General features: G+C 53.3%; 20 protein-coding genes. 10 read left to right on the forward strand and 10 right to left on the reverse strand.

The genetic code is table 11. The annotated features are described in order from the left end of the window. Nucleotides 1–67: 67 nt before the first annotated feature. From rsfS to DESAC_RS06870, 5 genes are all read left to right on the forward strand, one after another. Nucleotides 68–496, forward strand: coding sequence for a ribosome silencing factor (rsfS, locus tag DESAC_RS06850; protein ID WP_083800232.1), 429 nt, complete (start codon nucleotides 68–70; stop codon nucleotides 494–496). Nucleotides 497–541: 45 nt separating this feature from the next. After that, nucleotides 542–1,960 carry a M48 family metallopeptidase gene (locus tag DESAC_RS06855; protein ID WP_013706342.1) on the forward strand — a complete coding sequence of 473 codons (1,419 nt, stop codon included), beginning with the start codon at nucleotides 542–544 and terminating at the stop codon, nucleotides 1,958–1,960. A gap of 109 nt (nucleotides 1,961–2,069) precedes the next feature. Further along, a complete protein-coding gene (locus tag DESAC_RS06860; protein ID WP_013706343.1) occupies nucleotides 2,070–2,429 on the forward strand; it encodes an FmdB family zinc ribbon protein in 360 nt (119 codons plus the stop codon). Between the two features lie 694 nt (nucleotides 2,430–3,123). Beyond that, on the forward strand, nucleotides 3,124–3,921 hold the full coding sequence (locus tag DESAC_RS06865; protein WP_013706345.1) for a polysaccharide deacetylase family protein: 798 nt from the start codon (nucleotides 3,124–3,126) through the stop codon (nucleotides 3,919–3,921). Between the two features lie 113 nt (nucleotides 3,922–4,034). Beyond that, a complete protein-coding gene (locus DESAC_RS06870) occupies nucleotides 4,035–5,306 on the forward strand; it encodes a putative glycoside hydrolase (protein WP_013706346.1) in 1,272 nt (423 codons plus the stop codon). Nucleotides 5,307–5,318: 12 nt separating this feature from the next. Here the strand turns inward: DESAC_RS06870 and DESAC_RS06875 are convergent, their stop codons facing one another. The 4 genes from DESAC_RS06875 to DESAC_RS15190 form a co-directional block, all read right to left on the reverse strand. Next, on the reverse strand, nucleotides 5,319–5,990 hold the full coding sequence (locus DESAC_RS06875) for a DUF1614 domain-containing protein (RefSeq protein ID WP_013706347.1): 672 nt from the start codon (nucleotides 5,988–5,990) through the stop codon (nucleotides 5,319–5,321). Between the two features lie 86 nt (nucleotides 5,991–6,076). After that, nucleotides 6,077–7,036, reverse strand: coding sequence for a sigma-54 interaction domain-containing protein (locus tag DESAC_RS06880; protein WP_013706348.1), 960 nt, complete (start codon nucleotides 7,034–7,036; stop codon nucleotides 6,077–6,079). 21 nt (nucleotides 7,037–7,057) lie between these two features. Continuing rightward, nucleotides 7,058–7,711 carry a hypothetical protein gene (locus DESAC_RS06885; protein ID WP_013706349.1) on the reverse strand — a complete coding sequence of 218 codons (654 nt, stop codon included), beginning with the start codon at nucleotides 7,709–7,711 and terminating at the stop codon, nucleotides 7,058–7,060. Nucleotides 7,712–7,716: 5 nt separating this feature from the next. Continuing rightward, nucleotides 7,717–8,544: a phosphodiester glycosidase family protein gene (locus tag DESAC_RS15190; RefSeq protein WP_013706350.1), complete on the reverse strand. Its 828-nt coding sequence runs from the start codon at nucleotides 8,542–8,544 to the stop codon at nucleotides 7,717–7,719. A gap of 76 nt (nucleotides 8,545–8,620) precedes the next feature. Here DESAC_RS15190 and DESAC_RS06895 point away from each other — a divergent pair, with 76 nt between their 5' ends. After that, the gene (locus tag DESAC_RS06895; RefSeq protein WP_013706351.1) at nucleotides 8,621–9,412 is read left to right on the forward strand and encodes a TatD family hydrolase; all 792 of its coding nucleotides are present in this window, start codon (nucleotides 8,621–8,623) and stop codon (nucleotides 9,410–9,412) included. A gap of 147 nt (nucleotides 9,413–9,559) precedes the next feature. Here the strand turns inward: DESAC_RS06895 and DESAC_RS06900 are convergent, their stop codons facing one another. Then, nucleotides 9,560–13,255: an HsdM family class I SAM-dependent methyltransferase gene (locus DESAC_RS06900; protein WP_013706352.1), complete on the reverse strand. Its 3,696-nt coding sequence runs from the start codon at nucleotides 13,253–13,255 to the stop codon at nucleotides 9,560–9,562. Between the two features lie 282 nt (nucleotides 13,256–13,537). Here DESAC_RS06900 and DESAC_RS06905 point away from each other — a divergent pair, with 282 nt between their 5' ends. The 4 genes from DESAC_RS06905 (at nucleotide 13,538) to DESAC_RS06920 (ending at nucleotide 16,890) form a co-directional block, all read left to right on the forward strand. Next, nucleotides 13,538–14,269: a YggS family pyridoxal phosphate-dependent enzyme gene (locus tag DESAC_RS06905; RefSeq protein WP_013706353.1), complete on the forward strand. Its 732-nt coding sequence runs from the start codon at nucleotides 13,538–13,540 to the stop codon at nucleotides 14,267–14,269. A 302-nt stretch (nucleotides 14,270–14,571) separates the two neighbouring features. Further along, nucleotides 14,572–15,072 carry a thioredoxin family protein gene (locus DESAC_RS06910; protein ID WP_013706354.1) on the forward strand — a complete coding sequence of 167 codons (501 nt, stop codon included), beginning with the start codon at nucleotides 14,572–14,574 and terminating at the stop codon, nucleotides 15,070–15,072. A 35-nt stretch (nucleotides 15,073–15,107) separates the two neighbouring features. Then, nucleotides 15,108–16,112 (forward strand): 2-hydroxyacyl-CoA dehydratase family protein, encoded by a 1,005-nt coding sequence (locus DESAC_RS06915; protein ID WP_013706355.1) that lies wholly within the window; start codon nucleotides 15,108–15,110, stop codon nucleotides 16,110–16,112. Next, nucleotides 16,096–16,890 (forward strand): acyl-CoA dehydratase activase, encoded by a 795-nt coding sequence (locus DESAC_RS06920; RefSeq protein WP_013706356.1) that lies wholly within the window; start codon nucleotides 16,096–16,098, stop codon nucleotides 16,888–16,890. The genes DESAC_RS06915 and DESAC_RS06920 overlap by 17 nt, the downstream gene beginning before the upstream one ends. Nucleotides 16,891–16,924: 34 nt before the next feature. Here the strand turns inward: DESAC_RS06920 and DESAC_RS06925 are convergent, their stop codons facing one another. The 5 genes from DESAC_RS06925 to DESAC_RS06940 are packed head-to-tail and all read right to left on the reverse strand — an operon-like array spanning nucleotide 16,925 to nucleotide 19,972. After that, a complete protein-coding gene (locus DESAC_RS06925; RefSeq protein ID WP_013706357.1) occupies nucleotides 16,925–17,338 on the reverse strand; it encodes a HEPN domain-containing protein in 414 nt (137 codons plus the stop codon). Continuing rightward, nucleotides 17,289–17,684: a nucleotidyltransferase domain-containing protein gene (locus tag DESAC_RS16975; RefSeq protein WP_148231202.1), complete on the reverse strand. Its 396-nt coding sequence runs from the start codon at nucleotides 17,682–17,684 to the stop codon at nucleotides 17,289–17,291. Before DESAC_RS16975 ends, DESAC_RS06925 begins: the two co-directional genes overlap by 50 nt. A 16-nt stretch (nucleotides 17,685–17,700) precedes the next feature. Next, nucleotides 17,701–17,928, reverse strand: coding sequence for a helix-turn-helix domain-containing protein (locus DESAC_RS06930; RefSeq protein WP_013706359.1), 228 nt, complete (start codon nucleotides 17,926–17,928; stop codon nucleotides 17,701–17,703). Between the two features lie 19 nt (nucleotides 17,929–17,947). Next, entirely contained in the window at nucleotides 17,948–18,547 is a 600-nt protein-coding gene (locus DESAC_RS06935; RefSeq protein WP_041283851.1) for a site-2 protease family protein, read from the reverse strand. A gap of 6 nt (nucleotides 18,548–18,553) precedes the next feature. Next, nucleotides 18,554–19,972: a phosphoglucomutase/phosphomannomutase family protein gene (locus tag DESAC_RS06940; RefSeq protein ID WP_013706361.1), complete on the reverse strand. Its 1,419-nt coding sequence runs from the start codon at nucleotides 19,970–19,972 to the stop codon at nucleotides 18,554–18,556. Nucleotides 19,973–20,011: the final 39 nt, after the last annotated feature.

Genomic DNA, 20,011 nt, shown 5'->3' on the forward strand with positions numbered 1-20,011 from the left:
GTTAAAGAATGATTATTGAAGCATGGCAATTATCTAGCATCTAAAAAAACGATTATTTCTTCTAAGAATTTGGACCACGAAACTCTATAGGTACGGGAGAAACCTTACGGCAGAGAGCAAATCCACTTTAAGCGCTCAGGAGAAGGTTGATTTATGCGTCAACAGTCTTAGGGAAAAAAAGGCTATTGATGTGGTGGTCCTGGATGTTCGGCCGATGTCCTCCTTTGCCGACTTTTTTATCATCTGCTCCGGTGCCTCGCATCGGCAGGTGCAAGCTCTGGCCGAACATGTCGAAGCGGTCATGCGGCAGCACGGTTTGAGGCCTTTGGGGGTGGAAGGGTCGCAGGAGGCGCGGTGGATATTGTTGGACTGCAACGACGTCATCATTCATATTTTTTATCAACCATGGCGGGAATTCTACGATCTTGAAGGACTCTGGCTGGAAGCTCCCCGGCAATCTGCGCCTGAGTCGATTGTCCAGGGTGCTGAAAGTTAAATTTTTTAGGGTCGGGACGGTTAATCTTTTCAAGGAGTGGACCTGATGATGCAGTCAATGCGGCGAAGCAGACTGCTGGCGCCGTTCACTCTCATGCTGTGCTGGGTGCTTGCTTTTCCACCGGCTGCTTTTGGCTTTTTCGGCAGCTTGACAATTGAGAAGGAGAAGCAGATCGGCGAGGAATTCTGTCTCCAGTTGCAGCAGTATTATCCAGTGGTGCGGGACCCCTTTCTGGCTTCCTACATCAATGCTGTAGGCCAAAAACTGGTCCAGCAGTTAGGTTCGCAGCCCTTCCAGTTCCGTTTTTTTATTATTGAAGACCCTTCCTATAATGCCTTTGCCGTACCCGGCGGCTATGTCTTTGTGAATACTGGTCTTATCCGCATCATGGAACGGGAGGATGAGTTGGCCGGGGTGTTGGCCCATGAAATCACCCATATTCATCAACGTCACATGGCCAAGCGTATGGATAAGGCCAAGTTTGGCAACATTGCCGCCCTAGTCGGCGGCTTGGCGGCGGTGCTGCTGGGCGGTGCGGCGGCCGCGCCCATTCTGGCCGGCACCATGGCCGGGGCGGAGACCGCCATGCTCAAATACAGCCGGGATGATGAACGGGAGGCTGACACTCTGGGGTTTAAATGGGCCACCAAGGCGGGCTACGATCCCCGCTACATGATGTCGGTATTCCGAAAGATGGCACGCCAACGCTGGTTTGAGGGTTCTGATATCCCGGTCTATTTAAAGACTCACCCGGAACTGGAAAGCCGTATCGTAGACCTCTCCCATCTCTACGCCACCTATGAGCTAAACCATCAGGAGCGTCCTATTAATCCGGCCTTTACCTATTTCAGGCAGCGCATGGAGGCCTTGTATGGCAATCCCCAGAGGATGAAGCGGGAGCTGCTCATACGCCTCTCTCATGAGCCGGACAACGTACCTTACCGATATTCTCTGGCCCTGATCTATAAGCGGTTGGGTGATCGCAGCAAGGCTGCCGAGGCTTACCAACAGGCCCTGAATCGGGACCCGTATAACGACATGATCAAACGGGATCTGGCTATCTTTTACTATGAATCGAACCGTCCGCAGGAGGCCCAGACCCTTTTCAAAGAGTTGCTGCAGCGCAATTCCCGGGATGAGGTCTCCCTGTATTATTTAGGGCTGATTCTCCAGGATCGCCGTCAGGTGGACGAGGCCCTGCCTCTTTTTGAAAAATTGCATGGCATCAATCCTGCGTTTACCGAGGTCTATTATAATCTGGGGGCCCTCTATGGGGAAAAGCAACGCCTCGGACCGGCGCACTATTATTTAGGTCTTCACAGCCGCATGGCCAAAGATCTGCCCACGGCCCTCTTTCATTTCCGCAAGGCTCTGACCTATCTGGGAGCGCAGGAGAAATACCACGATGAGGCCCAGGCCGAGGTCTTCCGCCTGGAACGGATGCGGGTGCGGGTTTCGAATTAAAGCACGAATAGCCGGTAAGGGCGTTGTTTATAAAAATCCCGCTTTCAGGATCGGGTTTGAGAATCCGGAGGGAAGCGGGGCACACATGTCAGGGAGGAATTGTTGATCGATGCCTATCTACGAATATCAATGCCAGGTCTGCAAAGCCGTCTCCAGTTTTTTAATTCTTCATCGTAAGGAACCTTTTACTCCGGTCTGCAAACGATGCGGGGCCAGCAATCTCTCTAGGGTGCTTTCCCGGGTCAATGTTCGCCTGTCGGAAGAGACGCGCCTGGAGCGCCTGGCCGATCCTGCCCGCTTAGGCGGTCTGGATGAGAACAACCCCCAAAGTATGGCCCGCTTTATGAAGGACATGGCCGCCGCTACCGGCGAAGACTTGGGGGCCGAAGAGATAGACCAGATGATGGAAGAAGCGGCGGGCGCCGGGAACGGTATGGGGGCCGAAGATATGGCCGGAGACGATTTTTAAAGAACCACCGGTTGTTGATTTCTTCATGGTGATAGGTTAGGATTCCTCAGGATATTCAGGATGACAATAAAACCCGATCCGACCAAGATTCATCCCACCTTTTTTAATTTTTCCTTAAGCACACTATTTTCCGAGACATTTTACCTCAAATGTGGTAGCCTGGCGCTGTTGTCACAACCGAGTGGGGCGTCCGCCCTCGAACCTCAGCCAATGTTATATGTCCATATGTTCTGAGGCACACAACGAAGCATGAGAATGCCGATTAAGGCACGATGGTCTGCGCTTTGGCTTACGCCGATCTGCGATTCCCGCTACGAGGTATGAATCAGGAGATCGACCTGTCAAAGAAGGCATTCTCATAAGTATTTATGGCTAAAAATCACAGCGAAGCAGAGAAACAGTCGATTTTCAGCGGATTGCCCTTACCCCTTACCTATAACCTGTTTTTATATAAGTCCACATGTTCTGCCGAACACAACGAAGCATAAAAACAGAATCGTGGCGGCTGCTCACAATAATGTTTTTGCTGCTCATGGCTCACGGCTCACGGCTCACTGTTTTTATATAAGTGCACATGTTCTGCCGAACACAACGAAGCATAAAAACAGAATCGTGGCGGCTGCTCACAATAATGTTTTTGCTGCTCACGGCTCACGGCTCACGGCTCACTGTTTTTATATAAGGGAAGCGATCGATGCGTCGAACAGTCCTGTTTTTTGCCTGCCTGGCGTTAGCGGTGTGGTGTGGCTGTGAATCAACTGCGGCGCAGGAGCCGGTAGGCGTTCCGGTGCTAAACTACCACCGTTTTGGCATTGCCGTTGCCGATGGCATGACCGTAAGCACGAGGGTCTTTGAGGCGCAGTTGCAGTGGCTACAGGACAACGGCTATATTGTCATTCCGCTGCGGGTCCTGGTGGATTACCTGCGCGGTGAAGGTTCCCCGCCGCCGAGTAAGTCAGTGGCGATTACGGCTGATGATGGCCACAAGACAGTTTATACCGATATGCTTCCCCTGGTTCGGCGGTATAATATTCCTGTGACCCTTTTTATCTACCCTTCTGCCATTTCGAATGCCTCTTATGCCATGACCTGGGCCCAGTTGCAGGAATTGCAGCAGACCGGTCTGTTTGACGTGCAGTCGCACACTTTCTGGCATCCGAACTTTAAGCATGAAAAGAAAAAGCTGAAACCGGAAGACTATCAAAGACTGGTAGAAACGCAGTTGGTAAAATCCAAAGTCATTTTGGAGAAACGCTTTGGCTGTGTTGTCGATCTATTGGCCTGGCCTTTCGGGATTTATGATCACGAACTTGAGCAAGCGGCCCGGAAGGCTGGCTATCGGGCCGCTTTCAGCATTGAGCGCCGTCCGGCCAGTTCAGTCGAAGGGATTATGGCGCAACCCCGTTACCTGATGACCAATAGCGACGGGGTCAAGAATTTCGCTGCCATCATTTCCGGCAAAGTAGTGGAGAAGGGACACCGCACTTACTAGTCTGGTACCTAATTGGAAGATTAAGCAAACGGGTATTGAGAGAGTTCATGCTGCCACATCTTTAAAACGGAAAGCGGAAACATATTCTTTCAGATAACATAAGGGAGGCGGGGATGAAAAGGCTCATGGAGGTGGTGATTCTTATCGGCGTCACGTGTCTGAGCGTAGTTGCTCAGGCTTATGAGGGCCGGGTTATTGACGCCCACAATCAGATCCCTATTGCTGGAGCCGTGGTGACTTTGGGTGACCAGGCGGTACGCACCGATTCCGAGGGGGTATTCCGTCTCGAGGGAAGCGGGGAAAACCTACGGCTGCGGGCCCCGGGATATAAAACCAGGGAGCTGGCCCCTTCGGAATTGGGCAACCCTCACAGCGAGATCTCTCTGGAGCCTTTTAAGGTGACCGGCCTGTATCTTACCGTCTACGGCATCGCCAGTAAAAAACTGCGGGAGGCGGCCCTGACGGTCCTGGAAAGAAATCGGATGAATGCCCTGGTCATAGATGTTAAAGGAGATCGGGGTTTTATCCCTTTTAAGATTGACCTGCCGCTGGCCGAAGCCATCGGGGCGCAGAAAATCATTCTCATCAAGGATATCAAAGCTACCGTGGCCGATTTGAAGGAGCGGGGGCTCTATCTCATTGCCCGCATCGTGGTCTTTAAAGATGATCCGCTGGCCGCAGCGAAGCCGGAATGGGCTGTCAAGGCCAAGGGCGGCGGCGTCTTCCGCGATCGGGAGAAACTGCGTTGGGTGGATCCCTTCCGCCAGGAGGTCTGGGATTATAACATTGCCATCGCCAAGATTGCCGCTGAAGTCGGTTTTGATGAAATACAGTTTGATTATATCCGCTTTCCCGATAACCGGGGCACGGGATATTCCCAACCGGCCAACGAGAATAGTCGCACCGAAGCCATTACCGGCTTCCTGCAGGCGGCCTATAAGGCTCTGGTGCCTTACAATGTCATGGTAGCGGCTGATATCTTCGGCTATGTCCTATGGAATGCCAACGACACGGACATCGGCCAGAAAATCGTCCCGCTGGTCAATGCCGTGGATCTGGTCTCGCCTATGCTCTATCCGTCCGGCTATCAGTACGGCATTCCCAACTACCGTAATCCGGTGAAAAATCCTTATGAGATCGTTTATCTTTCCCTGAAACGGGCCCAGGAGCGGACCGGCGCCTCGCCGAGGCAGTTCCGGCCCTGGCTTCAGGCCTTTCGAGACTATGCCTTTGGCGGCGGCGATTTCAAGGAAGAGCGGATGCGCCTCCAGATAAATGCCGCTGAGAAGTTTGGGGCCAGCGGTTATATGTTCTGGAACCCGAGAAACATATATCCTACCGGCGAGTTTGGAAATCGAACAGACAGGGTAGAATTGCAGGACTGAGCCATGTTTTCTTTAACTCAACAATACGGCGATAACGCCGCTCAAGAAGACTCCGTCGAACGTCCCGGCACCGCCGATGGAGGCAACCGGGGCTCCCATATTTCGAATATCTTTTAATCGCAGGAGGTCGGCGCCGATGAGGGTGCCGAGGGTTCCAGAGATATAGGCTACCGGTGCCCGGTACTCCGGCGCGGCGAGCAGATATGCTGCCAGGGCCGCTACCAGGGGCGGGATGAGAGCTGGAATGCCTATCCCCACCCCCCGGATGGGTCGGGCCAGACGGCTGACCACCACGGTAACAATGAGAGTGGCTGCGAAGGCCGGAATGATATCAGACATCTTGTATAGCAGATAAACTGAGATTAACAATGGCATGAGGGCGCCGCCCAGGTTGATGGCTAACACCGTTTTTTGCCGCCGGTAGATCTGGGGGAGCCGATAGCGAACGCCGAAATACCGAACCTCTTTGGAGTCAACTACCTCGCCGCCTTCCATTTCTCCGATAGGGATATTGATGAAGCTTCCCAACAAGGTTAGGAGGAGAATGCCGAAGAGATATTCCGGCGGCAGGCCTAACTTGCTGAAAGCTATGCCGATGAGGCCAACCTGAAGAAAGGCGAAGAGGAAAATAATAAGAAAAAAGAAGATGATAATGAAAAATAACAAAAGAGGTGGAAAAAACATAAGATTACCTAACAAACCTTTCTCAAGATGCTTGTTTAACATCCTGGTTTCATTTCATTGCCCTTCCTAATCCTTCGCCTCTGTTCTTAATGGCTTTCCTGCCAACGATAGGCCCGTAGTTTAAAATCCAATTCCTCCTGGGAGATTCCCAGAATCTGGGCAGCCTGTTGCCGGTTGCCGTCCATTTTTTCCAGGGTGCGAAAGATCAGCTCTCTTTCCAGATCCATCAAGGAAGGTTCGCGATCGTCAATTATCTGGGGTGGAGTGAAGCCGGTGTGTTTTGGCTGGAGGTAGTCCGGCAGATTTTCTGTGGTCAGGGTTGGGCCGGTGCAAAAGATGACGGCCCGCTCGATGACATTCTCTAATTCCCGGATATTGCCCGGCCAGGGGTAGCGCCGGAGGAGCTGTAAGACCTTGGGGTCGATGTCATGGATGGATCGGTTGTTTTTTTGGACGAAATGATCAAAAAAGTGATACGCCAACAGCGGGATGTCCTCAAGTCGCTGTCGCAAGGGGGGTAGGGTCAACACTACGATATTTAACCGGTAGTAGAGATCTTCCCGGAACCGGCCTTCCCTGACGTCATCTGACAGGTTTCGGTGGGTGGCGGCAATAATTCGAACATCAACCTTCTGGATGCGGTTGCTGCCTAGGGGTTCGACCTCTTTAAACTGCAACACCCGTAAAATCTTCGCTTGAATAGGGAGAGGGAGTTCGCCGATCTCGTCCAGGAAGATAGTACCGCCGTGGGCCATGGCGAAGCGGCCGATTTTCCGGGAGAGGGCGCCAGTAAAGGCTCCCCGCTCATGGCCGAAGAGGTCGCTTTCCAATAGAGTTTCGGGGATGGCGGCGCAGTTGACTACTACGAAAGGATCATCCCGGCGGGGGCTAGTGTGATGTATGGCCCGCGCGATCAACTCTTTGCCGGTGCCGGTTTCTCCTAGAATCAACACCGTGGCATCGGTCGGGGCGGCGAGAGCCAGTTGCTCAAAAATTTCTTGCATACGGGGTGATTCCCCGATGATGCCGGTGAGATCAATCGTCAACGACAGACTCCCTTGTTGAATCTAATCCGTTTGGATGCAATGACTGACGCCGTGACAGCGGCAGGCGGTGCTGATGAGAATCTTGCCGGTTAGCGCCAATACTTGTTCCCACAGGTGCCATAAATCAGCCGGGCGATAGCCCCCCACCCCGGGTGCTAGTTGTTGGCTGCGAACGACCAGAGAAGAGTAATCCCTACAGGAGAGATTTTCCAAATAACCGTAGAGGTCGAAAGGCCTTTTAAACCCGGTGAGATAGCATGAATCCGCCGGTGACGGGCAATCATCGGGACAGAGCACGGTACTGAGGCTGAGATATAATTCACCTTCGGCACCGATCTGGCGAAAGGGCAGGTTCTGTCCGACTTCCGCCGGGGCTTCCACCCGGTGCCACCGACATTCGGGCGGTCGGCGTCGCCACAGCCAGTTAAAAGCTACGTGCCTGGGGATGGCCGGGATAATCCATTCCGGCGGTGAAGCCCAGTTCAGGGCCTCTTCCAGGAAAGCTATGGCATCCGTACCTACCAGGTGGGTAGCGGAATCTTTTAGGGTCACGTCGCTTAGCTTCTGTGGGTTGAAATCGACCAGCCAGAATTCGGATCTAGGCGACCGCAGGTGCAGGCGCTGCAGGGCCAGGTGGCCGAACTTTCCGGCGCCCAGAATAAGGTAGCCAGCCACAGGGGTTAATCTTCCCGGGGAAATACCCCGATTACCGTGGGTAACAGCGAGGCCTCGGCGTCAAAGAGTTCTCGGGCGCTCTGTTCCAGGAAAGAAGGCGAGGCCAACGTGAATCTGGAAGTATGAATCAATAACTGGGCTTTTGAGCCGCCATCCAAGTTTAGGGCCAGGTCTATTTCCAGCGGACTGGCCTTGAGGAATTTTGCCAGCTCATACAGCGAAAAATAATCTCCGGCGCTGTGCAGAATCAAAATATTTCCTTTGCGGTCGGTACAGATAACCGTGCGTTGGGCTGATTGATTGCTGCTCCTAACCCGGATGCGTCCTTGGGAGTCCAATAGCAGAGGAAAAGACATCAAACCCTGGGTCCAGGGAAGTTTCTGGATATTTACCGGAGCCGCGGTCAGATCCAGGATAGTAGCCCGTGGCAGATCTGGAGAGACACCCCTGGGCTCCGCCACAAACATGCCGCGCATCGCGGAATTTCTCAAGGGCCCGTAGAGCTTATCGTCGATTTTGACCAGTCCGCAAGGCTGTCCGTTAGGGGTATAGTAGCTGCCGTTGATCAGGACTGCGGCTTGGGTCAAATCCCTCCATTCCGACATCCGACGCGCCTTGCCATGAAACAGCCGGAAAGAATTATAGTTGGGATCGATGCGCACGAGCGACAACGATTCAACGACATCTCCTTTCTCAATGACATCCAGGCGGGAAAAACTGAGACCTTTACCGATCTCTTGCCAACTGACGGTAGTGTGATGCAGTTCCTGTGCCTGGGCTGATACGGGGTTTGGTAACAGGCAGAGAAGCACCAAGAGAAAGATGCCGAACACTTCCTATCCTTGCGAGTCTGATAATTTTCGTTTATCTTATCATAGCAGCTTGGTTTCGTCTATAGGACTCCTGACTATGTCTACTCTTCGTTTTGCCGATTCCCACACTCACCTGGATATGCCTGAATTTGCTGATGATCAGGAGCAGATCATTGAACAGGCCAGGGTGGCGGGGGTTGAACTCATGATCAATGTCGGCATCAGCCTGGATAATTCCCGCCAGGTGCTTGCCACGGTTCAGGAACGCTCAGGGCTTTACGCCGCCGTGGGCATCCATCCCCATGGAGCCAGCACCGTTACGGAAGAGGCACTTGCCGCGATCGCAGATCTGCTGGAAAGGCCGAAAGTTGTGGCCTTGGGCGAAATCGGCCTGGATTTCTATCGCCTCCGGTCCCCGGCGGCCCTCCAGGAAACGTGGTTTCGCCGGTTTTTAGACCTGGCCGCCGAGCGGCAGAAGCCGGTGATCATCCATACCCGCGAGGCCACTGAGGCGACCTTGAATATCCTCAGGGAGTATCGGGGTAGGCTTCGCGGCGGTGTCATGCACTGTTTCAGCGGCAACTATGAAGAAGCCAGGCTTTTTTTAGACCTGGGATTAGAAATCTCTTTTTCTGGCGTGCTCACTTATCCAAATGCCAAAATCCTGCAGGAGGCGGCCCGCCGGCTGCCCCTGGATAGGCTCCTGATTGAGACGGACGCTCCCTATCTGAGCCCTCAGCCCCGCCGGGGCCGACGCAATGAACCGGGGTATGTGGTATTCACCGCTCAGGCCCTTGCCGAGCTCAAAAGTCTTCCCCTCGAGACCATTGCTCAACAGACGTGGAACAACACCTGCCGCCTGTTTGGTCTTGACCGCCGGGTGAAGTAATTATTGCCGGTATCGGCATTTTCCGGTTAGGAAATCGCAGTGAGAAGAATGGCGGGCAATACCAACCACCGGCAATTTCATGCCGTTTCATGCCGGATTATTGTTAGAGGAAGATTATTGGACGAATCTTTTATTCGCCGCTCCATTTCAATACCTTTTTGATTGTGGATCGATATGGGGATTTAATAATAGTTTCTGGAGAGATTCATAGATCTTTTCCTGCAAATCCTCATCTACGGTTCTCTTGGCGATGAGTTCTCTTAAGACGGCCTCTCTCTGATAGAGAAACTCCTGGAAGGCATTCCCCACGCGTTCGCACTCCTCACCTGCGTGGGGAACCCGAACCAACCCCCGTACATTATTTTCCGCCAGCAAGACAACGAAAGGAACGTGCTCAGGTATCGCCACGGGAACGAGGCCGATCTTTTTGGCGCCTTTCATGAAGACCACGGCGCTGTCGTGATACAGATCTCGTAAGGGCGCCGGATGTCCTTCGGCGGGTAGGTCAAAGACGTCATAGGGTTTTGATACGTCCAGAAAGTCAGGTTCATACCGGCGGAGCAGCAGCGGATAATCGTTTTGGATTTCGGTCAATATCTGGCTGGCCATCGTTTGCGGGTTGACCTTGACTTTCCGGCGGGCCGCGAGCTTGTTGAGAATGGCCTTTTCTTCCTTCTGGCGGGTCCACTCAAAGAACTGTCGGAGATAGGCGTAGAGTTCATCGATCAGGGCCTGCCGACGGTCCGGGTCGGCCACGCCGAGCATTTCCAGGACGGCGCCGTCCAACTCCCGGCGGTCCGGCATGTCTAGTTCGCAGAGGTCGGAGAGCTGCTCCAAATCGGCTTCCCGACCCTTCTGGCGATAGGCCATCTCCCGCAGCCGGCGTTCTGAGAGGAATTGCAGGGCCGGACGCTCTTTCATTTTTAGAAAAATTAGCGATATTCTTGATAGTAATTTTTTACTTCCTTTGAATGGATTGGGTATAAGCATTATATTAGCGTCAACCACTTGCGTTTTATAATTTCCTTCTACACCCACAGGACGGCCATATTGGAATTTTGATAATACAACCAGGGATGAATTTAAAATGCCTGCAATAACAGTAGGATCAATATGTTCTTGTAAGATAACATCATACAGATTAGCATTACAAAGTATATTATGCTCATTAATGGGAATAGCGTGTTTATATTGCTGGGACATCGGCCAAAAAAGAATACCTCTTCGATGGCCAGTGAGATCGTACCAATATCTACCTTCCTTAGTACGGGAATAACACGTCGGTCCAGTGTGAAAGTCCTGTTTTTCACCCCAACGGATATAATCCAAAACGTGTTGATTCCGTAATTGCGATTTTTTCTTACTAACCAATAAGATAAGACGAGAGCAATCCTGCGGCGAAACAGAAAAACCGGATACTTCCATGAGGCTATGTATCTCCGGCTCCAGATATTTCGCTTCAATCGGTTTGATTTCGCCCCGTCCTTCGCCGCACCGCACCAATTTCACCTTCCCGGAAGCGACTTTTTTCCGGGAAACCCCAAATCTATCTTTAAAATCCCGTGGGTCTTGACATTGCGCCAGGCAGTCGGTGCTGCAATCCTTGGGGAAGAAAAAACAGTCCTTGCCGCTTTTCACGCCGAAGCGAACTTCGGCGATTTCTCCTAACGGGACAAATCCTGAGCTGAATTCATCCAACAATTCAAACCAGAGGTCCGGGGCGCGTAAATAAACTCCCCACTTGCCGCCGTAGTATTCCCCCTGCTTGAGATCATTTTCGCCGTTTTCCGGCAGGGTTTTGCTCATGATGCGGCCCAACCGGATGCCTTCCTCCCGCAAATCCCCCTGGCGTACCAGGCGGGCGCGGTAGCGGGCGTTGACCGTATTACCGGTGAGGGAAAGAATTTCATCCCTAAAGACATCCACCGCCATAACGGCCCCGGCGCTGGTGCCGTCGTGGATAAGGATTTCCCGGAGCGGGCGGCGAAGCTGTACGAAACGGACGACATTGTCCCGGCGGGCGTCGTCGTCAGGCTGGCGGCGGAGGATGGTCACGGCAGTGGCCACCCTGGCCCCCACAAACCAGGGCTCCACCAGGCTTTCGAACACGGCGGCGATGGCGAAATGGTCCAGCAGCCAGCGCTGCAATTTAAAGCCGTACTCCACATCCAGCCACTGGCTGGAGGTGAGCAGGCAGAGCCAACCGTCTTCTTTCAGGAAGGTGGCGGCGTGGGGCCAGAAGTAACAGTGAATATCGCTGCGCCCGGACAGCTCGGCCCCCGCCTCCTGTTCCACCAGGACCTGGTAAAACTCTTTGGTGCCGGGCTCCGGGGTTTTCTTATCTTTGGCCCTGGGAATTTCTTCCTGACGGATATACGGGGGATTGCCCACCACGGCATCGAGGGGAGGAATCTCCGCGTGGCGATGTTGTAATTTCCCCAAACCTTTTACTTTCAGCTTGACCGGTAAGGTCACAAACGGGTTATGGGTTTTGAGGTTGAAAAAATCGCTCCGGGCGATCTGCGGATAATTGTCGGCGTCGATGAGGTCCCGGGTGGCCAGATTGATGGTGCTGAGGTGGGTGGCGAAGTGGGAGATATCCACCCCAAAGAGATCATCCAGGAGCTGACCGTGTTTGCGAGCCGGGGCCAACTCCCGCTTGCGGACGTAGGCCCGCACCAGAAAGGTGCCGCCGCCGCAGGCCGGATCCATAACTTTTTCGTCCCCGCGGCGGATACAGAAGCTGTTGATGAGGTCCACCACTTCGGGGCGGGTGTAGAACTGGCCGAATTTGTGGCGCTCTTCCGGGGCGATGAGGCGTTCAAAGACGCTGCCGATGACGTCATAATCCAGCAAGGAAAAATCAAAGTCGTGGATTTCATTGATGAGGGAGCGCCAGTGGGGGACGGCGGCGTCGCTGTAAAAGGGCAGGCGATTGCCGATGCTGATGTGCTCTTCCCCAAAAACGGTTTCGTAGTCCTTTGTTACGTCTTTGGCTTCGGCAAAATGTTTTTCGAGATGGAGCCGGAGTGTGTCCCCTTGAGAGATATGGTCGGGAATAACGATCTTGGTTAATTGGCCCCGATAACGCTTGAGGAGGGCTTCGAAGAAGACCAGCTTGTTGACCAGAGTATAGCAGGAGAATTTGGCCGACCGCTCCAGATTGTCCCGGATGCCTTCAGGGTCATCATAAATAAGCCAGCCCTGTTCCCCCCGCATCCATCTGCTCAATTCTTCTTTGAAATGAGGCTGTTGGTATCTCTCTTCCAGCTCAGCGAAGGTGAGTGCTATGGGGGTGCTGAGGGAAGATTCTAGCATTTCAATAAATTTTTCATCCGGCAGCTTGACGCCCAACGCCGCGGCGCCGCGCTGGATATCGGCAAATTCCCGTAAAAAGTCCAAAAGCCATGTTTTTAGGGAATGCACCGTGGCCGGGAGTGACAAATGTTCTGGCTTAAAGACCTTGGTCACTTCCCAGGCTTTGTATTGCCGGTCTTTGGGGGCGGTTTGGGGGGAGAACGTTTCCCACAGCACAAAGGTGTTGACGTTCCAGGTGAAAAAGAAACTGACCCCGGCGCGTTGAGCTTTTTGGCGGGCATCCTGTACCACGCTTTCAATATAGGGGCTGCCGCCGTCTTTTTGGAAGGGCAATTTGACTTCGCCAGTGAGAACAATGACCTGATTGCTATCCAGGAGGGTGAGGTCCCGGCGCTTTAAAGACTGAGCCCCTCTCTGTTCGCACTTGGCCCGAAGAAAAGGCAGGTGTGGATGTTTGGCCAGGATCTCGTTAATCCAACCGCCAACGTCGGCAGTAAATTCCCATTCATTGATGATGACAGGCATGAGATGTCTTTTTGGGGGAAAAGTATTTTGCTAATGAATTTAAGCGCATAATAACATGGTTAATCTTCCGTGACAAGGATATTCCTTATATCCCTCTTGGGGAATGCCCATATTCGCCACTCTGCGTCATGGCCACCTCGGGGCCGTAGCGCCGTAAGCAATAGGACAAGAAAGTGGAGCGCATCCCGTCTTTCGAGCTGGACTTGCGGTGGACAATGAATTGTGTTCTAATATCATTGGAAGGCATTATGAAAGCATGAAAAAAATCGTGTAGAGACGAACTTGAGTATTCGCCTTCAGTACCCAAATCCCGTGTCCCAATCATACCCCATCGAAGCATATTACCATACTATTATGGCCAGCATCGCCGCCGCCGCCCGCCGCGTCGGCCGCGAGCCGGCTGAGATACGCCTGGTGGGGGCCAGCAAAACCGTGGATCTGGCCCGCATCCGGGAGGCCGTGGCCGCCGGACTTGCCATTTTGGGGGAAAATTACCTACAGGAAGCCAGGCAGAAGATTGCTGTGCTTGACGCTCCAGTGAGTTGGCATTTTATCGGTCACCTGCAGAGTAATAAGGCCAATGCCGCCGTGCGGCTCTTTGACCTGATCCACTCGGTTGATCGGCTCTCCTTGGCCCAGGCCCTGAATCGGGCTGCGGCCAACATCAACAAGGTGCAGGATGTCCTGCTGGAGGTGAATCTGGCCGGGGAGGCGTCAAAATCCGGGATATCCTCCACAGAACTACCGGATCTTATCAGGGTTTGCCATGGATTGTCCCATCTCCGGGTGCGCGGCCTTATGGCTATGCCGCCTTGGTTCGCGGACCCCGAACAGGCGCGGCCATATTTTAAGAAACTTAGGATATTGCGAGATCAGGTGCAATCCCAGGGTCAACCCGGCCTGGAGCTGGTCGAACTGTCCATGGGCATGTCCGGCGATTATGAAGTAGCCATCGAAGAAGGGGCCACCCTGGTCCGGATTGGCACGGCCCTTTTCGGTTCCCGCCCGCATTGACTTCAGTCGTTATCGTTCTTATATACATAGAAAATAAGGTTTCTGGTTTTCAGTTTACGGTTGTTGGTCAGAAATTAAGTTCTGCGCTGGCGAGAGCATCATATCGCTTTGCCATGCAGCGGCTGTTCTACCAGAAGATCGGTAGCGCAGACCTCCAGGTCTGCGATATGAGCAGTCCAAGGGAAATAACAGCCGCACAGGTGAGAAAACCTGTGTTACCGGTTAGAAAGTCCGTGCTACCGGTCAGGTGATTTTCATGGTTGGCGGGTAGTTTAAGAATAATGACAATTAAAGGAGCAATAGTGAAGAAAAAACAATTATGGGGCAGAATAGTCGGCGGCCTGATCATGCTTTTTCTGTTCGCAGGTCTGTCGGCGCTTCCGGTGCAGGCCGGCATAGTGGATGGCAATACAGGTAAAGGCGGGGAAAAATGTGACCTCAAGCCGTTTATCAAGCCGGGTCAGACGACTGTCATCGACTTTACCAGTCCTTTCTGTCCACCGTGCGAAAAGCTTCTGCCGGTTTTGGAGACGCTGGCCGGGCAGCGATCGGATCTCCACATCGTCAAACTCAACATTAACCGGCCCTCTATCCAGGGGGCCATTGACTGGGAATCTCCCCTGTACAAACAGCACAGCCTGCCCTATGTGCCTTTTCTGATGATCTACAACGGTCAGGGCCAGCTTCAGTCCAAGGGGCGGGAGGCCCTGGACACCGTCCTGAAATGGTATAAGGCCACTCAGGGCCAATCGGATGGAGGACAGGCTACTTCTCCTCTGCCTGGAACTGCTCAGGATCGATAAGACAGGACAAAGGCGCCATCGCCGGTGAAAAAAAGATGCTCAACGCCAATCTACCACCGGGATTGCGGGTGGGTTTCACCACCACCATCCCGGTGGAGGTCATTCTCGCCGCTGGACTGATACCGGTCGATCTCAATAATATCTTTATCACCGCCGCCGATGCCTATCAGCAGGTGAACGCGGCGGAGGCGGAAGGCTGGCCCCGGACCGTCTGTGCCTGGATTAAAGGTATCCATTCAACCCTGCAGCGCCGCCCAGACATCAAAGTGGTCATCGTCGTTACCCAGGGAGATTGTTCCAACACCCACGCCCTCATGGAGTTGTTGGAGGCGGAAGGCCAACAGCTAGCCGCTTTTCAGTTTCCTTTCCCCCGGAGCCGGGAGCTGCTTCACCACCAGATAGCACAACTCATGGTCTTTTTTGGCGTAGACTGGCCCATGGTGACCCAAACCTGGCGTGAACTGAATCCGGTACGCCTCAAACTGGCCGAACTGGACCGCCTCACCTGGACCACCGGACAGGTCTCCGGGCGGGAAAACTTCCAGTTTCTGCTCTCCGGCTCCGATTTCAATGGCGATCCCCAGACATTTAGCCGACATCTGACTGAGTTTCTGGCTCGGGTGCGCCGCCGTCCGCATCATGCGGGCTTGGTTCGGTTAGGGCTCATCGGCATTCCGCCAATTTTTGACAACCTTTTTGAGTACCTGGAGGAACTTGGGGCGCAGGTAGTGTTTAACGAATTTCCCCGCCAGTTCAGTATGCCGGGTAAACCTCTTGATATGGTAGAACAATATCTCAATTACACTTATCCCTACGATGTTTTCGGCCGCATCGCTGACATCGCCGTTGCAGTGGCCGAACGCCGCCTGGATGGGTTGATTCATTATACGCAGAGTTTTTGTTTCCGACAGATTCAGGATCGCCTGCTGCGCCAACGCCTTAATCTGCCTATGCTGACTATTGAAGGTGACCGGCCGGCGGCAGTGGATCATCGTACCCGGCTGCGCCTTGAGGCCTTTGTCGATGTCCTCCGACGCTAGTTCCCTCCTGGCCCCACTGGTTCTGGGTCTTGATTTTGGCAGTCGCTTTGTGAAGTTGGCCTATACGACGGACTTCAAACGTTTCAGCCGCCGGAAGGTGGACGCCCTGATATTCTATCGCGATTATTTTCGCCAGACCGACGGCGGGCTGGAATTTGACTGGCCCAGGCTTAGCATATCGGCACCCAAACAGGTGGTAGTCACGGGCTACGGCAAGCATCTGTTTAAGAACCTGCTGCCGACCATAACGGAAATCCGGGCCCATTTCTTAGGAGCCAGCTTTCAGACCGGGCTGAATCATTTTATCCTGCTGGAAATCGGTGGGCAGGACACCAAGGCCCTGTACATCAAAGAGGGGCGGGTTTTTGACTTCCTTACCAATGATCGATGTGCCGCGGGCACTGGACGTTATCTGGAGAACATGGCCAGATTTTTAAAGATGCCCTGGCGCCAGTTTACTTCTTGCAGCCAAGAGCCAGTCGCTATTTCCAATACCTGCGCCATCTTTGGAGAGACCGAACTCATCAGCCACCTCCTGGATGGGGTACCGTTGGCCAGTATCGCTGCCGGCGTCAACGATTCCGTGGCCTGCCGGGCCCTGCAGATGATCAAACGCTTTCCCTGTGAGATCTTGGTGTTTGTGGGCGGCGTAGCCCGCAACCGGGCAGTGGTAGAATGCTTGAGACGCTCGGGGAACTACCAGGTCATTGTCCCCCCGGAGCCCCAGTTCAACGGCGCTTTGGGGTGTTGTCTGGAAAAAAATACAGATAGCCGGTAATTTTTATCTTAGGAGAAGAATATATATGTATTTGTTAAGGTCGAACTTCTAAAGGAAGTGTTTGTAAAATTGTAAAAAAAACACGGCGCGCCAATGATAACGCCTCATCAGCTTCACAGTTGTCTGGTTCATCCGGGTCGCCAGGGTAGCGGAATCTCCAGGCATATTCGGTTAACGGACCTGCCTCTCGCAAAATTTCTTCAAGATCTGGAGCATATCGGAGACAATGTTGGCCTAACTCTACGAGATTATGGGTTTTACGAAAAGGGTGATCGTGCCAAACCAAAAAACCTTTAATTGCTTTCTCAACCAATTGTTGAGCGTGAAAAACAATATCGGTATTAATAGGTGGGATAGCGGTTCGTTCATGTTCTGCGGCCCTTAAGTCCGTAGCGGCCTTAACCAGCCAAGCTTTGGTTTCGGCGATCTTCGCAGGGTCGAGCGGCATATAATAATTTTCCTTCCCGTAAAATAGTAGCGGGTAAAGAAGCCACTAAATGTGTGCGGCTATCAAAGGCACTCTGGGTCCAAACCAGGATATCAGCCGCCGTTCCTATGCCCCATAAGCTGTGGTATGCCAAGCGGCTACGACGCCTCTCAGTCGGGGCGTTGTCGGGAACTATTACCATAAGATCATAGTCACTGTCGGGTCCGGAATCACCCCGGGCTTGGGAGCCGAAGAGATAGATTCGAAGAGGCTCATAAGACTCTATTAATCGCCGGATGATCTCTTCTAAAATGATGTCACAGTGAGACGGTTGCTCAGAATTCACATTGTTTCCTAATGAAAACATGTTTTAATTTTGAAATTCAGGCCGGCAGCTCTCCGTTCCCTGCCAGTTCAAATTCTAATAAATCTCCTATTTTACAGTCGAAGAAGCGGCAGAGGGCATCAAGGTGCTCTCTTTTCAGTTGGTGCCATTGATTTTCTGCCAGGTGTTGCAGGGTTTCTTTAGGAATATCGGTCTGTTTGGACAACTGGCCGTAATCGTAAAGGTTGTTTTGGATCATGAGTTCCCTGAGGTTGCAGTAGATCATGGTTTTACTCCTTTCAAGTTCAGCCGAGCAGAAGTTCCATAAAAAAGCGGAATATCGGCCGCAGTAAAACACCCCATAAACCGCTGTACAGCAGCAAAAGGATCAGTATAAACCCTACCGGCTCTAATTGGGCATAAAGCCGTTGCAGTGACCGGGGCAGCAGGGGCATGACGATCTTGGAGCCGTCGAGGGGTGGAATAGGGATGAGGTTAAACAACATCAGGTAGAGATTTATAATCACCCCGTACTTGCAGAGGTGAAAGAAACCAGGATTGCCGCCGCTCCAGGGCAGCAGTTGGGCAAACACGGCAGCCAGGAGAAGATTGCTCAGCGGTCCGGCGGCGCTGACGGTAATCTCTCCCAAGCGGTAGTTGCGAAAATTCGCCGGATTCACCGGCACCGGTTTGGCCCAACCGAAGAGGACGCCGCTGTGGGAAAAATATAAGACCGCAGGTACCAGAATAGTCCCTACCAGATCGATGTGCGGCAAGGGGTTCATCGTCAGGCGTCCATAATCTTTAGCGGTCGAGTCGCCGTTTTTCAGGGCGACATAACCGTGGGCGACCTCGTGAACAATGACCGAAAAAAAGAGCACTACCACCATGATCAGGGGTTCCATAGCGGCTTAGTTCCCTTTTACGAAGTCTTCGCCGGCCTGCCGGAGTTTCTCCAGCCCTTCCGGGGTGTGCGCCTCCAGATACAACCGGATTACCGGTTCTGTCCCAGAGGGTCTGAGGCAGAGCCAACTACCGTCGGCCAGGATATATTTATGGCCGTCCAGCGTAATATGTTGTACCACCTTCTGCCCAGCCAGGCTGCCGGGCGGCTGCGGCAGGCGGGCCAGCAGCTTCTCCTTGGCATCGGGTGAGAGCGACAGATTGATGCGCTGGCTATAAACCGGACCGACTTTGGCAAAAAGTTCTTCACGGAGTTGAGGCAGGTCTTTTTTAGTCCGGGCGACCATCTCGGCCACCAGGATGCAGGCCAGGATGCCATCTTTTTCCGGGAGATGGCCCCGCATGGAGAAGCCGTCGGATTCCTCACCCACCATGGTTACCAGGTCCTTGATGATATATTCTCCCAAATACTTAAAACCGACTTTGGTCTCGTACACCTTCATTCCATGGTAGGCTGCCACCCGGTCGATGAGGTGGGTGGTGGCGACGCTGCGGGTGACGCCCTGTTTCCAACCCCTGGTTTCAGCGAGATAATCGAGCAATAAGGAGAGGATCAGGTTAGCCTCGTAGTGTTGTCCCCGGCTGTCGACGATGCCGAAGCGGTCAGCGTCGGCGTCCACGGCCAGACCTAAATGAGCGTTATAGGCCCGTACCTTCTCCCCCAGTTCGACCAGGAATTCCCCGGCCGGCTCCGGTCGGCCGCCGCCGAAGTAAGGATCGCGCCAGTTGTGGAGCACCTCAACCTGCAATCCGGCCTCCTGGAGGAAGCGGTCCAGATAGCCCACTGCGGTGCCGTAGAGAGGGTCTACCACGACCTTCATTCCGGAACGATTCAAGAGACCGACGTCAATCTTGGTGGCTAGGTCTTGCAGATAGTCCTCGCAGGGGTCGATGTCGTTTACCAGGTAGCTGCTCCGGGCCTTATCGAGGGGCAGACGCCGGATTTGGTCCGGGGTCAGCGCCCTGATCTTCTCCTCAATAGCATTGGTAACCGTTGTGGGTGCCGGACCGCCCCAATGGGGGGAAAACTTTAAGCCATTGTATGGTCCCGGATTGTGGCTGGCAGTGATTGTGATGCCCCCGTCTCGCTGACCCTGAAGAATGGCAAAGGTGACCACCGGGGTGGGGATGTCGCGCACTCCCAAAAAGCTGGTAATGCCGTTGCCGGCCAAGACTTCGGCGGCAGCGGCGGCAAAATTTTCGGAGAGAAAACGCGTATCATAGCCGATAACCACTCCCCGACTGGTTAATTGTTCGCCGGCGAGATAATCGGCGATGCCTTGGCAGACCAGGCGGGCATTGGCAAAGGTGAAATCCTCGGCAATGATGCCTCGCCAACCGGAGGTGCCAAACTTGATTTCAGTCATCTTACAGACCTCGTTCGATGAAATTAAGGGATGTTATGT

This window comes from Desulfobacca acetoxidans DSM 11109 (genome assembly GCF_000195295.1).
GTDB lineage: Bacteria > Desulfobacterota > Desulfobaccia > Desulfobaccales > Desulfobaccaceae > Desulfobacca > Desulfobacca acetoxidans.